Here is a 15,465-nt window from a genome sequence, read left to right as displayed (position 1 = left end):
GATCTAGCCGATGATGGGGCCGATCAACGGACCGGCGGTGCGTATTGCAGGCCGCCCTTGGTCCACAGCGCGTTCTGGCCGCGCTCGATCTTCAGCGGAGAGCCTGCGCCGACGTTGCGGTCGAAGACTTCGCCGTAGTTGCCCACCAGCTTGACGATGTTGTAGGCCCAGTCATTGCCAACGCCGAGATCGGTACCGATCTTGGTGCCTTCTTCCGTGCCGAGCAGACGCTTCACGTCCGGGTTGGCGCTGGTCTTCTGTTCGTCGACGTTCTTGGAGGTGATGCCAAGTTCTTCGGCGTTGACCATGGCGTAATGAACCCAGGTCACGATGTCGAACCACTGGTCGTCACCCTGGCGGACGGCTGGGCCAAGCGGCTCCTTGGAGATGACCTCAGGCAGAACGATGTTGTCGTCAGGGTTCTTCAGCTTCAGGCGGATTGCATAGAGACCCGACTGGTCGGTGGTGTAGACGTCGCAACGACCAGAATCATAAGCAGACGTCGCGTCGGATTCCTTTTCGAAAACCACCGGATTGTACTGCAGATTGTTGGTCTTGAAATAGTCGGCGAGATTGAGTTCGGTGGTGGTGCCGGTCTGAACGCAGACGGCGGCGCCGGAAAGCTCAAGGGCGGACTTCACGTTGAGGCCCTTCTTGGCGATGAAGCCCTGGCCGTCATAATAGTTGACGGTACGGAAGTTGAAGCCGAGCGACGTGTCGCGGCTGATGGTCCAGGTGGTGTTACGGGTCAGAACGTCGACTTCACCGGACTGGAGAGCCGGGAATCGGTCCTTGCTCGAAAGAGCGACAAACTTCGCCTTGGAAGGGTCACCGAAAACCGCTGTGGCAATACCACGGCAATAGTCCACATCGATGCCGGACCATTCGCCCTTGTCATCGGGATTGGAGAATCCCGGAATGCCGGCGCTGACGCCACAGGTGACGAAACCTTTGCCCTTCACATCCTGAAGCGTCGCAGCCGAAGCGACCGAGGCTCCTCCCAAAACTGCTGCGCCGATAGCGGCCGACAGAATTGCCTTTTTCATTTTTCCCAACCTTTTGTTTGTTATCGTCGATGGAAGAGGACCGGCATGTTTTCTTTTACCCCAGCTCCCCCTTCAGCAAGACCTTTTCGATCCGCTTTTTCTATCACAATCGCAATTGGCAGCGGGGTCAAGACGTGGGGACAATAATTGTGCCTATAAAACGGAATTTTCCAAATTTTGGTCGGGAAGTGTGCAAAGGGTGAAAATATAAGCATATTTTTGCGAGAAAATGCACTTGCACGAATTTTGTATACTTCTTGTATGCTGCTCCATGATGGATCAATTTGCCCGCCTCGAGGCTCTTCGCGGGACTTGACCTTGCGGTGTGCTCTCAGCATTGTCGCACGCGTCACTGTTCCTTCGAAAGCTGATCTGAAATGACCAAGACCAATGACCTGCGTTCCGCCGCAGGTGTGAATACGCGCCTGACCCATGGCGGCAACGATCCCGCGGACTGTTTCGGTTTCGTCAATCCTCCCATCGTGCGTGGCTCGACCGTGCTTTTTCCCGATGCGGAGACGCTTTCGACCGAAGACCAGAAATACACCTATGGCACCCATGGTACGCCGACGACGGACGCGCTCTGCAATCTGGTCAACGAGCTGGAAGGTTCTTTCGGAACCATTCTCGTCCCGTCGGGCCTTGCGGCGATTACCGTGCCGTTCCTTGCCTATCTCGGTGCTGGCGATCATGCGCTGATCGTTGATTCCGTCTATTTCCCCACCCGCCGTTTCTGCAACACCATGCTGAAGAAGCTGGGCGTGGAGGTGGAGTATTACGATCCCGCGATCGGGGCTGGCATCGAGGCGCTTATCCGACCAAATACGAAGCTCGTGCATCTGGAAGCGCCGGGTTCCAACACCTTCGAGATTCAGGATGTCCGGCTGATCACTGACATCGCTCACCGGCATGATTGCGTGGTGACCATGGACAATACCTGGGCGACGCCGCTTTATTTCAAGCCGCTCGATTTCGGCGTCGATGTCTCCATTCACGCCGCCACCAAATATCCCTCGGGCCATTCCGACGTGCTGATGGGCTTCGTTTCGGCCAATGAAAAGTACTGGAAAGCGCTTTATCAGGCCAACACCAATCTCGGCATCTGCGTCACCCCCGACGATGCCTATCAGATCCTGCGCGGCATGCGCACCATGGGGATCAGGCTGGAACACCATCAGAAGAGCGCGCTGGATATCGCGCAATGGCTCGAGGGTCGCGACGACGTTGTGCGCGTGCTGCATCCGGCCTTGCCGAGCTTTGCCGGGCATGAACTCTGGAAGCGTGATTTCAAGGGCGCGAGCGGTGTCTTCTCCTTCGTATTGAAGGCGGAAGAGGGCAAATACAAACAGACGGCATCTGCCTTCCTTGATGCGCTGACGTTCTTCGGGCTCGGCTATTCCTGGGGCGGCTACGAATCGCTTGCCGTATCGGTATCGCTCGTCGACAGAACGATTGCGAAGGGCCCGTCGGAAGGACCGGTCATCCGTCTGCAGATCGGGCTCGAGGATGTCGCCGATCTCAAGAAAGACCTCGAGGCCGGTTTTTCAGCCGCGGCCGGGGTCTGAGCCCAGCCCTCAGCCCCTGGCGTGATAGCCGTAGAGCCAGTCGAAGTCCTTCAGGAAAGCTTCCGGGGGACGGGTGGAAAATACCAGGTCCCGTGCGATGCGCACCGGGCCTCTGGCATGATAGGCAAAACGATTGAGAGAGGCCCGCTTGCGGGCCTTTTCTATGCGCGGCAGGCGCAGCGCCTCGAAGGCGGCGAGGGCCTGCGGCACGGGCAGGGGCTTTTCGCCGTTACTACCTGCCATCGTTCCCGCAAGTTCGAACGCATCCTCTATTGCCATGGCCGCACCCTGGGCGGCGAAGGGCATCATGGCGTGTGCGGCATCGCCGATCAGCACCGTGTCGCGGCCATTGTGCCAGCGGCCGGGGCCGGCCTGGTAGAGCGGCCAGAAGGTCGGATTTTCAGATGAATCGAGCAATCGGACGATGTCAGGGCTGAAGTCGCGAAATTGCTCCAGCAAAAGGGCTTTCTGCCGCCCGCTTGATTCCGCCCGCCACGTCGCACCGGGATCGGCGCCGAGCGCGATGGCGACGATGTTGAAGCCACCGACTTCCTTCAGCGGATAGGCAACGATATGGCCACGGGAGCCGAGATAGGCCGTGACGGTGGTTTTGTTGAAGGCGGACGGCACCTCTTCTGCGGCGACGGTGAAGCGCCAGGCGACATTGCCCGAGAAGGTGGCGGTGGGTGCCGCCGGCACGGAGAAACGGGCCGCCGACCAGACGCCGTCGGCGCCGACGATCAGATCGTGATCACGAAACGTCGTTGCGGCAATGACATCGGCGGTGGCGTTTTCGATACGTTTGCCGAGATGCAGCCGGCAGAGGGGATTGCGTGTCACCGCCTGGAGAAGCGCGCTTTGCAGCGTCGAGCGGTGTAGCACCCCATAGGGTGCGCCCCAGCGGCTGCGGGCGACCGCGCCCATTGGCAGAGAGAGCAGCGTGGTCAGCGATTTTCCGGAGGCGAGGTCGACGCTGACCGGTTCGGTCCAGCGCGCCTCGATGTCAGGCAGGACGCCGAGCGTGGCCAGAATGCGGGCGGCATTGGGGGAAAGCTGCAGGCCGGCGCCGACTTCCGCCAGCTCGCCGGTCTGTTCGATGATGTCGCAGTCTATACCGTGCCGGGCAAAAGCAAGGGCAGCGGTGAGACCGGCAATGCCGGCACCGATAATGGCTACGGATTTTATGGGCATGATGCGCCCCGATCAGGAAGAGTGGAAGGTCAGGCGGCCTTCACATGGAAAACACAGCCCGGAGGATTGGTCTGCTCGGCCTTCAGCGACGGGTTGTAACGGTAAAGGGTGGAGCAGTAGGAACAGACCTTCTCATTGTCGTCGCCCATATCGATGAAGATATGCGGATGATCGAAGGGCACGGAAGCGCCGGTGCACATGAATTCCTTGACGCCGATCTCGATTACGCTGTGTCCGCCATCGTTCTGGAAGTGGGGAATGGAATGCCCGGCCATGTTCGTCTCCAAATGCAATATCGTTATCGAGCCGCAATCCGTCTTCTCGCATCGGCTCGTCGTTGCGGATATGTAGCCTCAAACGCATTGCATCTCCATAAAAATCGTCAGCAAAACATGTTCAATCTTGCGCTTTCCTGCCATATGGTCCGGCAAAAAGGATGTCCTTGATGAATCTCAACCTGCCGCAATTTTCCGATTTTTCCCATGACGGCCTTCGCCTTGCCTATTTCGATGAGGGCGATCCGGCGGGTGATCCGGTTCTACTGATCCACGGCTTCGCCTCCAGCGCCAATGTCAACTGGGTGCATCCCGGCTGGGTGAAGACGCTGGGAGAGGCGGGCTACCGGGTGATTGCCATCGACAATCGCGGCCATGGTGCAAGTGACAAGCCACATGATTCCGAGGCCTATTACCCGTCGGTCATGGCAGGGGATGCCGTGGCGCTGCTCAATCATCTCGGCATCGCGGAAACGCATGTGATGGGCTATTCCATGGGTGCGCGGATTTCCGCCTTTCTGGCCATGGCTCATCCGGAACGTGTGCGTTCGCTGGTGTTCGGCGGGCTCGGCATCGGCATGGTGGAAGGTGTGGGCGACTGGGATCCGATCGCGGAGGCGCTGCTTGCCCCTTCGCTCGATGTGGTCACCCATGAGCGCGGCCGCATGTTCCGCGCCTTTGCGGACCAGACCAAAAGTGACCGGCTGGCGCTTGCCGCCTGCATCGAGACATCGCGGGTTCTCGTCACGCGCGAACAGGCACAAAAGATCGATGCCCCGACGCTGATCGCGGTTGGAACGAAGGACGACATCGCCGGATCGGGTGCGGAGCTGGCCGCGATCATGCCGCATGCGCGGGCGATCGACATCCCCGGCCGCGACCATATGCTGGCCGTTGGCGACCGGGTGTTCAAGGCGGCGGTGCTGGAGTTTTACCGCTCGCTTTGATGTGGGGCATGTCCAGCAAAACCGGAGCCCGGTTTTCCGTCCACAAATGCGGCAACGCGGAGGATGGCAAGAAACGGTTTTTTATGCTGCATGAAGAAAAACTGAAGCATTGCCGTCTTTAAAGTCGTCATTCGAATCCCATTTCTAATGCGCGTCTTTTTTTGTATAAAGAACGACCAATGCAAACGAGGAGACCATTCATGGTCGCACGTACTGAGGCCCGTCAGCCTGAACAGCTGGCGATCGTTGATCCGATCTGGGGCAGCCTGCTGAATGAGGCCCGAAGCGCTGCGGCGCAGGACCCGCTGCTGTCAGCCTTTCTCTATTCGACGATCCTCAATCACCGCTCTCTCGAAGAATGTGTGATCTACCGTATCTGCGAGCTCCTTGATCATCCCGACATGCAGGCAGTTCTTCTGCGCCAGACCTTCCAGGACATGCTGGAGGACTGGCCGGAATGGGGAAGTGTGCTGCGCGTCGATATCCAGGCCGTTTACGACCGCGACCCCGCCTGCACGCGCTTCATGGAGCCGCTGCTTTATTTCAAGGGGTTCCAAGCTATCCAGACGCATCGCCTTGCCCACTGGCTGCTGCAGAAGGGCCGCAAGGATTTGGCGCTTTATCTGCAAAGCCGCTCGTCGAGCATTTTCCAGACGGATATCAATCCGGCCGCGCGCATCGGCAAGGGCATCTTCCTCGACCATGCCACCGGACTGGTGGTTGGTGAGACCGCCGTTATCGGCGACAACGTTTCGATCCTGCATGGCGTGACGCTTGGCGGCACCGGCAAGGAGGGGGCAGACCGCCATCCGAAGATCGCCAATGGGGTGATGATCGGGGCAGGCGCAAAGATTCTCGGCAATATCGAGATTGGCAGCTGCTCGCGTATTGCCGCCGGATCGGTGGTGCTGAAACCCGTTCCGCCGAAGACCACGGTTGCCGGCGTGCCGGCGCGGGTGGTGGGAGAAGCAGGGTGTTCGGAACCCTCGCGTCTGATGGACCAGCTCATCGGGGCCGATATCTGAGAGGCCGTGAATATTGCACTCGTCCATGGGAAAGACATGGGCGATGTGCCGCTTTCACTTTACTTTCGCCTTTGTCCCATGCCAAAAGCGGCCCAACCCGAACCGCACAGGAGAATAGTGGTGAAAGCCGACGAAATCAAAAAACTCGACGCCTATTTCAAGCGCACCTTCAACGAGAAGATGATCGTCAAGGCGCGTCCGCGCAAGGATGATTCCGCCGAAGTGTATCTGGGCGAAGAGTTTCTCGGCGTCGTCTACATCGATGACGAAGACGGCGACCGCTCGTACAACTTCTCCATGGCGATCCTTGACGTCGATCTCTGATCGGCACCATCCGGTGACGGATGGGTTTTCGCATTAAAACAGTCGCCCGTGGTGGTTACACCGCGGGCGATTTGTTTTGTCGCTGGGTGATTTTCATCATCAGCCGCTCCTGCGGTCGCAATGTCACCCGCATCAGCGGTTCCGCCGACGCCATGGTTCTGTTTTCGAGGTGGTTCTTCTGAAGGATGACGGCAAGGATCGCCACGGCCTCCATCATCGCGAAAGCATTGCCGATGCAGACGCGCGGCCCGGCGCCAAACGGCATATAGGCGTAGCGATGGCGCGCTTTCACCTTTTCGGGTTCGAAGCGTGACGGGTCGAAGCGTTCTGGCTCGTCCCACAGCGCCGTGTGCCGGTGAACGGCATAAATCGGAACGTACAAAACGGTTCCGGCCGGGATATCGTGTTCGCCAAGCCGGAAGTCCTGCAGCGCGGTGCGCGTGATGACGGGGGCAGGCGGGTAAAGCCGCATCGCCTCCGAAAACACCTGTCTGACGTAGGCGAGATTGGCGATATGTTCGGCCGCGACCGGCTCACCGCCGGTAACGGCCTCGATTTCCTCGACAGCTTTTCTTTCCGTTTCCGGGTTCTGCGACAGAAGGTGGAAGGTCCAGGCAAGGCCGAGCGCCGTCGTTTCATGGCCGGCGGTAATGAAAGTCAGCAGATTGTCGATGATTTCCTCATCGCTCATCATGCGGCCGGTTTCCGGGTCTTTGGCTTCCAGCAGCATGGAGACGAGATCGGGTCGGTCGGTCGGGTTTTTCCGCCGGCCGGTGATCACCGTCGCAAGGCTGGCGCGCAGATAATCGACAGCGGCGCGGGATTTTCGCCGGCCGGGATGCGGCAGCCATTCCGGCGCACCCAGCATGGCGAGCGCGAAGGTCCAGCCTGTCGGCTTCAGATAATCGGTAATGCTCTGTTCGACACGCGCAATATCGATGCCATATCCGCCGGACATCATGGTTTCGACGATGATGTCAAAGGTGGTCCGCATCATTTCATGACCGATATCGATGTCGGCGGTGGAAGACGAGCGCCAGCGTTTTTGCGTGCGCCGCGCCGTCTCGATCATGACGGGTAGCAATTCCAGCAGCTTTTCATGGCGGAAGGCGGCGGCGACGGATTGCCTTTGCCATTTCCAGTGATCGCCATCAGCCGTCAGAAGCCCCTGGCCAAGCGCGGGGCCGAGTGCCCGGCGTACATCTTCACCCTTGCCGAGGAGAGCGGCATTCTTCACCAAAGCCTCGTGGATCAGCACCGGATCGGCCAGATGAACCCGCATGACACCGCCGAGGCGGGTAAACACCGCCGGTTCGCTGAAAATCTCCGGCGGCAATGCCTTCAAAGGGTTGCGGATAAGGGAAAGGGCGAGACGTGCCGTGGCGAGTTTCGATACGGGTTGCGCCCCGGTCGTATCGGTGGACGGGGTGCGAAAGCCGATTTCGGTCATCTTCAGGTCCTTTATGCCCGTTGAACAATGGCAACTTGCTGTTAAGGTGCATACCTTATTTTGACTGATTTAAGGTGAGTACCTTAAATTTCAATAGCGGGATGCGATTTCGATAATGAGCAATGATGCGGAACGGCCGGCGCGCGCTCGATCCTCCACGCGCGACAGGATTCTGGACGCCGCTCTCGATCTCTTCAACGGGCGGGGGCCAGACCGTGTGACAACGGCGGAGATTGCCGAAGCGGTGAAGATCAACGAGGGCAATCTCTATTACCATTTCCGTACCAAGGAATTGCTGGTTCTTGCCCTGTTTGCGCGTTTCGAGGTCGATGCGGTGGCGTTGGTCGCAAGTGTCGATAGGGCGGATGAAGGGGCGGCGGAAACCTATGCCGGTTTCCTGCGGCAATGGTTCTCGCTGGTGTGGAATTACCGCTTTCTGTTTCGTGATCTCGTCGGTCTGCTTGCGCTCGCGCCGGGGCTGGTGGAGCCGGTGAGGACGATAAGTGCTGCGATGCGGCTTGCCGTCGGAGACATTATCGGGCGCATGCAGAAAGCGGGGCTCATAACTATTCCCGAAAGCGAGCGCGATGCGGTTTTGACCAATCTGTGGATCGTCTCGACCTATTGGGCCGCCTATCTCGCTCTGCAGGAAGGTGTCAGCGAATTTGGGCCGCAGCAACTGGAGTGGGGCTTGCGGCAGGTCTCAAGCCTGTTCAGGCCTTACCTCTCGGCGGACGCCATCGCCGCGCTCGAAGCGCTTGCCACAAGCGAAGCGTAATATCTCCAGTCGGAGACAGGAGACAAAAAACACCCGCGGCGAGATTGCCGCGGGTGCCTTCATTCCCTGGAAAAATTGTCGGTTATATCAGGCTGCCTTCAGCAGATCGCCATGCGGATCAAGCACGAACTTGGTGGCCGCGCCCTGATCAAAGCTTTCATATCCCTGCACGGCATCATCAAGGGCGATGATCTTGGCGTTGACGATATCGGCAATCGGCAGGCGGTCGTGCAGGATGGCCTGCATCAGCTGACGATTATATTTCAGCACCGGTGTCTGGCCGGTGTGGAAGGATTGCGCCTTCGCCCAGCCAAGGCCGAAGCGCAGCGACAGGGCGCCCTGCTTTGCCGCATTGTCAACCGCGCCGGGGTCTTCGGTGACGTAGAGACCGGGAATGCCGATGGAGCCGGCGGCGCGGGTAATCTCCATCATCTGGTTAAGAACGATGGCCGGCTGTTCGCCGCCGGAATGGCCGCGGGCTTCGAAGCCGACGGCGTCGATGGCGCTGTCCACCTCATTGGTGCCGACGATCTCAGCGATCATGTCGCCCAGCCGGTCGCCCTTGGAAAGATCGACGGGTTCAAAACCGACTCTTGCCGCATGGGCGAGACGATCCTTGTTGAAATCGCCGACCATGACAACGGCCGCACCCAGAATGCGGGCGGAGGCGGCGGCGGCAAGACCGACCGGGCCGGCGCCGGCGACATAAACCGTGGAGCCGACGCCGACGCCTGCCTTGACCGCGCCATGGAAGCCGGTCGGCAGAATGTCTGATAGCATGGTAAGGTCGCGGATCTTCGACATCGCCTTGTCGCGATCGGGGAATTTCAGAAGGTTGAAATCGGCATAAGGGATCGTGACATAACGGGCCTGTCCGCCGATCCAGCCGCCCATATCGACATAACCGTAAGCGCCGCCGGCGCGTGACGGGTTCACCGTCAGGCAGACGCCGGTATCCTGCGACTTGCAGCAGCGGCAACGGCCGCAGGCGACGTTGAACGGCACGGAGACGATGTCGCCGACCTGCAGCATTTCGACGTCGATGCCTTTTTCGATGACTTCGCCGGTGATTTCATGGCCAAGGACGAGGCCCGGCATCGCGGTGGTGCGGCCGCGCACCATGTGCTGGTCGGAGCCGCAGATATTCGTGGAAATCACCTTGAGAATGACGCCGTGCTCGATGCGGCGGCCATCCGGCGCCTCAAGCTTCGGGTCGTCGATGTCGCGGACTTCGACCTGGCCTGGTTTCAGGTAAACGACGCCTCTGTTCCTGCTCATATCCATCTCCTCCGTGGTTTGAACATCAATGCCGGCCCGCTCCTCCGCGGGCATAATTTTATCGAAATGCACTTCAACCGTTCCGACGCGAAATCCCGCGTCGAAGGATGTGCGAGATTTTGAGCTGTAAACTCAGTTACCCGGATAGCCTCTCAATCATCGCATCGCGGCCACCGAAATGTTGCGGAGGTCGGCTATCTGGCTGACAACTCCTCCTCGGCCCGTACATCGCCAACAAACCATGGGAAACGCAGTTTGTCCTTCGGAAATACGACACGCCGTGTGGTCGCAACGACACGTAATCCGACATATTCGTTCTTCACTCAGCAGACGAAAGCCTTCATGATAATTTGTCTGGATCGATGGCGAAATCGGCTACCGGCAGGAATAACCCAAAGCAGCAAAGAGGCTTGGGAAGAATGGCGGCCGCTCTTCGCATAAAATTTATATTGTAGTCGATAAATTGCACTGTGTGTTTTTGGAGTTTAATATGTCTGTATTTAAGAAAATATATTTTGCTTTATCCGCATTTATTGTTGCTCCGCATATTTTTTTACTTATGTCATCGCGGCATGATAATCCAATATTCAGAGACATAGAAGTGTGGAGCGAAAAACTTCTTGGAAAGAAGATAAGTGGGCGATCAGGCCTCGTCGCAAGTGTGGTAGAGTTGTTGTCTCTGGCGCCGGAATTTCGTAATCTTTTTTATTATCGCGTACCGCGAGCGCGTTTTTTTAAGTTCCTGTCCCGCCCTGAAAATACGCTGCACATTCACACCCGGACCATCGGCCCCGGCTTTTTTATTCAGCACGGCTTCGCCACAATTATCTCTGCGGAGTCGATCGGCGCAGATTGCTGGATTAACCAACAGGTAACGATCGGCTATGTCGACTCGACCGGGGCGCCTAAAATAGGCGACAACGTAACGATCAACGCAGGCGCGAAAGTGCTCGGGAACATCGTTATTGGCGACAACGCGAAAGTTGGTGCCAACGCTGTTGTCGTCAAAAATATCCCGGCAGACTGCGTTGTTGTCGGGGTTCCCGCCCGTATTATAAGGCGTGCCGGAGCAAGGGTCGACGAAGCGCTGTAGAGCGCCTATCTGTCGAGCGGTTTCCTGAGGCGGCCGGCGGCATCCTGGATATATTGCCATGCCACGCGACCCGAGCGCCCGCCACGGGTCGTCGCCCATTCCAGGGCTTCGTGATGGAGGGTGTCGCGGTCGAGACCCAGATCGAAATGCTCTGCATAGCTGTCGATCATCGTCAGATAGTCTTCCTGACTACATTTGTGGAAGCCGAGCCACAGGCCGAAACGATCCGACAGCGACACCTTTTCCTCGACCGCTTCCGAGGGATTGATGGCGGTTGACTGTTCGTTCTCCATCATATGGCGCGGCAGGAGGTGACGGCGGTTGGAGGTCGCATAAAAGAGGACATTGTCGGGCCGCCCTTCAATACCGCCATCAAGGGCCGCCTTCAACGATTTGTAGGCCGTGTCGTCATGATCGAAGGAAAGGTCGTCGCAAAACAGAATGACGCGCTGATCCGAGATTTTCAGTATGTCGAGCAAAGCGGGCAGGGTGTGGATGTCCTCGCGGTGCACTTCCACCAGCTTCAGGGAAACGCCGCTTGCGGCGCGCACATCTTCGTGAACGGCCTTCACCAGCGAGGATTTTCCCATGCCGCGCGCGCCCCACAGCAGCACGTTGTTGGCGGCAAAACCTTCCGCGAAACGCAACGTGTTTTCGTGGAGGATGTCACGCACATGATCGACGCCGCGAATGAGTTTCAGTGCGATGCGGTTGGGGCGGGGAACCGGCTGAAGGAAAGAGTTCAGCGGCGCCCAGACGAAACAATCCGCCGCATTCCAGTCGTTTGCAGCGGGTGCCGGTCCGGCAAGCCGCTCCACGGCGTTGGTGAGCCGGCGCAGTTCTGAAAGAAGCAGGGAGGCCGTTTCTTCTCGAATCATGGTGTTTCTTCCGCTTGTCTGGTGTTCAAAACTCTGTTTTGCGCCCGGCCTAGCATGGTGTTTCCGGCCCATAAAGGCTAAGAGGTCCGGAATCGGTACGGCGAGGGCCCTGCATCTGTTGCAATCCCGGCGTTCCCCACTATATTCCGGCGGCTTGAAAGCTGGGGCGGCATACGAGGTCGTGCCGTAATCGTTGAGGAGTTTTATATGTTTTTTAGTCAAGCTTTTGCCCAGGACGCATCGGGCGGCGCATCGGGCTTCGGTTCCGGCCTTGAGATGCTTTTCCTGTTTGCGCCGCTTATGGTCGTCTGGTATTTTTTCCTCATCCGCCCGCAGCGCGCGCAGATGAAGAAGCGCCAGGAGACGCTGACCAGCATTCGCCGTGGCGATCAGGTCGTTCTTGGCGGCGGCATCGTTGGCAAGGTGACCAAGGTCATTGACGACAATGAACTCGAAGTCGAAATCGCCGAAGGCGTGAAAATCCGTGCTGCCCGCGCTTATATTGCCGAAGTGCGTGTGAAGGGCGAAGTGGTCAAGACGGAAGCCGCTTCCTGATCCTGCCGGACAACCGGATGCCCGATTGCGAATTTTGACGGGTTGCGCTGTCCGTGCAACCCCAACCCTGACCGAGATCGAAATGCTTCATTTTTCCCGTTGGAAAACAGTCTTCATCTGGCTGCTTGTGCTGGCAAGCGTCTTCATCGCCTCTCCCAACCTGTTTTCGGAAAAACAGCTGGAGAGCATGCCTGCCTGGTACAAGGACAACAAGGTAACGCTCGGTCTCGACCTTCAGGGCGGCTCGCACATCATGCTCAAGATCGAGCGTTCCGACATCGTCAAGGAACGGCTTGAGACGATCGTCGGCGATGTGCGCACACAGCTTCGCGACGCCAACATCCGCTATTCGGGGCTCACCGGTAACGGCCAGCAAATTCAGGTTCGCATCAGCGATCCCGCGCAGATGGAAGCCGCCAAGACCGCACTTCGTGATCTGACGCAGCCGGTGTCTGCCGGAACGCTGGTCGGCGGTTCCATTACAGAAGTGACGATGAATGACGGCGGCGACAGTCTGCTGCGCCTCAACCTGACGGATGAGGGCATCGATTACCGTCTGTCATCGGCCGTTTCGCAGTCGATCGAAGTCGTGCGCCGCCGCGTTGACGAAGTCGGCACGACCGAGCCGCTCATCCAGCGGCAGGGTTCCGACCGCATCATCGTGCAGGTGCCGGGTCTTCAGGATCCGCAGCGCCTGAAATCGCTCCTCAACCAGACTGCAAAGCTGTCCTTCCGCATGGTAGACACGACCATGCCGGCGCAGGACGCCATGAACGGCCGTCCGCCCGCAACCTCGGAAGTTCTCTACTCGCAGGACGATCCGCCGGTTCCCTATCTGGTGGAGCGTCGCGCACTCGTGTCCGGCGACAATCTCGTCGATGCACAGGCAAGCTTCAACCAGCAGACCAACGAACCCGTCGTCACCTTCCGCTTCGACAGCCGCGGCGCGCAGCGCTTTGCGCAGGCGACACAGCAGAATGTCGGCAAGCCTTTCGCCATTGTGCTCGACAATCAGGTTATTTCCGCGCCTGTCATCCGCGAGCCCATCATCGGCGGTTCGGGACAGATTTCCGGTAGTTTCTCGGTGCAGGGTGCGAATGATCTCGCGGTTCTGCTGCGAGCCGGTGCACTGCCGGCCACGCTAACGGTCGTTGAAGAACGCACCGTCGGTCCGAGCCTCGGTAACGACTCCATCACCGCGGGCCTTACGGCCAGCGCCATCGGCGCCGTTGGCGTCCTCATCTTCATGTTCGTCTTCTACGGCTTCTTCGGCCTGCTGGCGAATATCGCGCTTATCGTCAACGTCGTAATGTTGATCGCGGTGTTGAGCGTCATCGGGTCAACGCTCACCTTGCCCGGTATCGCCGGTATCGTCTTGACGATCGGTATGGCGGTGGATTCCAACGTTCTGATCTATGAGCGAATACGCGAAGAGGTGAAGAGCGGCAAACCGCTGATCCAGGCGCTGGATAATGGTTTTACACGCGCCTTTGCGACCATCATCGACGCCAACCTGACGACGCTGATCGTGGCGAGCGTGCTGTTCTACATGGGCACTGGTCCGGTCAAGGGCTTCGCCGTCACGCTTGCGGTCGGTATCATTACCACCGTGTTCACGGCCTATACGCTGACGGCCTGGATGTTCGGCTACTGGGTTCGCCGCAGCCGTCCGAAACATCTGCCGAAGGGTGTACGCACGGCCATGTTCGATGGTCGCGATATTCCCTTCATGCGTTATCGCCGCGTGGTTTTCATGATCACCGGTGTGATCATGCTCGCCTGCGTCGGCGGTTTCGTCGCCAAGGGTCTGAACCTCGGCATCGATTTCCAGGGTGGCTCGGTCATCGAAGTGCGCGCCAAGCAGGGTGAGGCAGATCTTGCTGACATCCGCGAGCGTCTGAACCAGCTCAACCTCGGTGAAATCCAGGCTCAGAACTTCGGCTCGCCGCAGGATGTGCTCATCCGCATTCAGGCGCAGGACGGCGGCGAAAATGCCGAGCAGTCGGCCATCACGCTGGTTCGCGGCGAACTTGAGGACAAATACGACTTCCGTCGCGTGGAAGTCGTTGGTCCGGCCGTCTCCGGTGACCTGACCGTTACTTCCACGATCGGTGTCCTGCTCGCCATGGCGGCGATCATGGTCTACATCTGGGTTCGCTTCGAGTGGCAGTTTGCACTCGGTGCGGTCATCTCGATGGTGCATGACGTGGTCTTCACCATCGGCCTTTTCGTCTTCCTGGGTATAGAGTTCAACCTGACCAGTATCGCGGCGATCCTGACGATCATCGGTTATTCGCTGAACGACACTGTCGTCATCTACGACCGTGTCCGTGAAAACCTCCGGCGATACAAGAAGATGCCGCTTTCGATGATCATCGACGTATCGCTGAACCAGACCCTGTCGCGCACGATCCTTACCGGCCTGACCGTGCTTCTGGCACTGCTGGCACTGTATCTCTTCGGTGGCGAGGTCATCCGTTCCTTCACCTTCGCCATGTTGTTCGGCGTCGGTATCGGCGTGTTCTCCTCGGTCTATATCGCGGCTCCGGTGCTGATCGCCTTCAAGCTGCGTCCTGACAGCAAGGATGCGGAAGACGAAAAGGACGACAAGAAAGAAAACAACACCGGCGCCATTGGCGGCAAGCCTGCCGTCTGATGGCCGGCGGGATCGAAATACGCCCGGCCCACTTTCCCGGCCGGGCGCCCCTCGATGCTTATGGCAATGGCGGCTTCCGCTTTGCCGACATGTCGCATCGCGGCTCTCTTCTGCTTTTGCCCTCGGGCATTTACGGGTGGGAACCCATTGATGCGAAAGAATTGACCGTCGAGCATTTCGAAAAGGTTCTGGCGGAAGCGCAGGATATCGAAGTGCTGCTGATCGGCACGGGTGACGGCATGCGGGTCCTGCCGAAAGAATTGCGTGCGGCTTTTAAGGAGGCTGGCATTTCGATCGATCCGATGAGCACGGGTGCCGCGGTCCGGACCTATAATATCATCCTTTCGGAATCGCGCGCCGTAGCCGCGGCGCTGATTGCCGTCGAAGGCTGAGGGCGTTTCGCG

General features: G+C 58.6%; 15 protein-coding genes. 9 read left to right on the top strand and 6 right to left on the bottom strand.

Annotated elements, in window-relative coordinates; genetic code table 11:
- Positions 1–23: 23 nt before the first annotated feature.
- On the bottom strand, positions 24–1,046 hold the full coding sequence (locus ATU_RS07765; protein ID WP_035216729.1) for an amino acid ABC transporter substrate-binding protein: 1,023 nt from the start codon (positions 1,044–1,046) through the stop codon (positions 24–26).
- Between the two features lie 377 nt (positions 1,047–1,423).
- Between ATU_RS07765 and ATU_RS07760 the strand changes: the two genes are divergently transcribed.
- Entirely contained in the window at positions 1,424–2,611 is a 1,188-nt protein-coding gene (locus tag ATU_RS07760) for a cystathionine beta-lyase (RefSeq protein WP_010971723.1), read from the top strand.
- Between the two features lie 9 nt (positions 2,612–2,620).
- Here ATU_RS07760 and ATU_RS07755 read toward each other — a convergent pair whose 3' ends face one another.
- Positions 2,621–3,802 (bottom strand): FAD-dependent monooxygenase, encoded by a 1,182-nt coding sequence (locus tag ATU_RS07755; RefSeq protein WP_010971722.1) that lies wholly within the window; start codon positions 3,800–3,802, stop codon positions 2,621–2,623.
- A gap of 29 nt (positions 3,803–3,831) precedes the next feature.
- A complete protein-coding gene (locus tag ATU_RS07750; RefSeq protein WP_003495891.1) occupies positions 3,832–4,077 on the bottom strand; it encodes a zinc-finger domain-containing protein in 246 nt (81 codons plus the stop codon).
- A 170-nt stretch (positions 4,078–4,247) separates the two neighbouring features.
- Between ATU_RS07750 and ATU_RS07745 the strand changes: the two genes are divergently transcribed.
- From ATU_RS07745 to ATU_RS07735, 3 genes are all read left to right on the top strand, one after another.
- Positions 4,248–5,024: an alpha/beta fold hydrolase gene (locus tag ATU_RS07745; protein WP_010971721.1), complete on the top strand. Its 777-nt coding sequence runs from the start codon at positions 4,248–4,250 to the stop codon at positions 5,022–5,024.
- Between the two features lie 200 nt (positions 5,025–5,224).
- Positions 5,225–6,049: a serine O-acetyltransferase gene (gene cysE / locus ATU_RS07740; protein ID WP_006316316.1), complete on the top strand. Its 825-nt coding sequence runs from the start codon at positions 5,225–5,227 to the stop codon at positions 6,047–6,049.
- A gap of 120 nt (positions 6,050–6,169) precedes the next feature.
- Positions 6,170–6,373 (top strand): DUF3126 family protein, encoded by a 204-nt coding sequence (locus ATU_RS07735; protein WP_003502851.1) that lies wholly within the window; start codon positions 6,170–6,172, stop codon positions 6,371–6,373.
- 55 nt (positions 6,374–6,428) lie between these two features.
- On the opposite strand, the gene ATU_RS07730 is transcribed toward ATU_RS07735, so the two are convergent.
- Complete coding sequence (locus tag ATU_RS07730) at positions 6,429–7,823, bottom strand: cytochrome P450 (protein ID WP_010971719.1); 1,395 nt, start codon at positions 7,821–7,823, stop codon at positions 6,429–6,431.
- A gap of 115 nt (positions 7,824–7,938) precedes the next feature.
- On the opposite strand from ATU_RS07730, the gene ATU_RS07725 reads away from it, so the two are divergent.
- A complete protein-coding gene (locus tag ATU_RS07725) occupies positions 7,939–8,601 on the top strand; it encodes a TetR/AcrR family transcriptional regulator (RefSeq protein WP_010971718.1) in 663 nt (220 codons plus the stop codon).
- A gap of 87 nt (positions 8,602–8,688) precedes the next feature.
- On the opposite strand, the gene fdhA is transcribed toward ATU_RS07725, so the two are convergent.
- Positions 8,689–9,879 carry a formaldehyde dehydrogenase, glutathione-independent gene (gene fdhA, locus ATU_RS07720; RefSeq protein WP_035216779.1) on the bottom strand — a complete coding sequence of 397 codons (1,191 nt, stop codon included), beginning with the start codon at positions 9,877–9,879 and terminating at the stop codon, positions 8,689–8,691.
- Between the two features lie 490 nt (positions 9,880–10,369).
- On the opposite strand from fdhA, the gene ATU_RS07715 reads away from it, so the two are divergent.
- Positions 10,370–10,972 carry a serine O-acetyltransferase gene (locus ATU_RS07715; protein ID WP_010971715.1) on the top strand — a complete coding sequence of 201 codons (603 nt, stop codon included), beginning with the start codon at positions 10,370–10,372 and terminating at the stop codon, positions 10,970–10,972.
- 5 nt (positions 10,973–10,977) lie between these two features.
- On the opposite strand, the gene ATU_RS07710 is transcribed toward ATU_RS07715, so the two are convergent.
- Complete coding sequence (locus ATU_RS07710) at positions 10,978–11,850, bottom strand: ATP-binding protein (protein WP_006316309.1); 873 nt, start codon at positions 11,848–11,850, stop codon at positions 10,978–10,980.
- Positions 11,851–12,057: 207 nt separating this feature from the next.
- Here ATU_RS07710 and yajC point away from each other — a divergent pair, with 207 nt between their 5' ends.
- The 3 genes from yajC (at position 12,058) to ATU_RS07695 (ending at position 15,453) form a co-directional block, all read left to right on the top strand.
- The gene (gene yajC / locus ATU_RS07705) at positions 12,058–12,405 is read left to right on the top strand and encodes a preprotein translocase subunit YajC (RefSeq protein ID WP_006316308.1); all 348 of its coding nucleotides are present in this window, start codon (positions 12,058–12,060) and stop codon (positions 12,403–12,405) included.
- Between the two features lie 82 nt (positions 12,406–12,487).
- On the top strand, positions 12,488–15,061 hold the full coding sequence (secDF, locus tag ATU_RS07700; RefSeq protein ID WP_010971714.1) for a protein translocase subunit SecDF: 2,574 nt from the start codon (positions 12,488–12,490) through the stop codon (positions 15,059–15,061).
- A complete protein-coding gene (locus ATU_RS07695) occupies positions 15,061–15,453 on the top strand; it encodes an Mth938-like domain-containing protein (RefSeq protein WP_010971713.1) in 393 nt (130 codons plus the stop codon). The genes secDF and ATU_RS07695 overlap by 1 nt, the downstream gene beginning before the upstream one ends.
- Positions 15,454–15,465: the final 12 nt, after the last annotated feature.

The sequence above is a fragment of the Agrobacterium fabrum str. C58 genome (assembly GCF_000092025.1).
GTDB lineage: Bacteria > Pseudomonadota > Alphaproteobacteria > Rhizobiales > Rhizobiaceae > Agrobacterium > Agrobacterium fabrum.
Note: the sequence above shows the minus strand (reverse complement) of the source record. Positions and strands in the feature narration are given on the sequence as shown.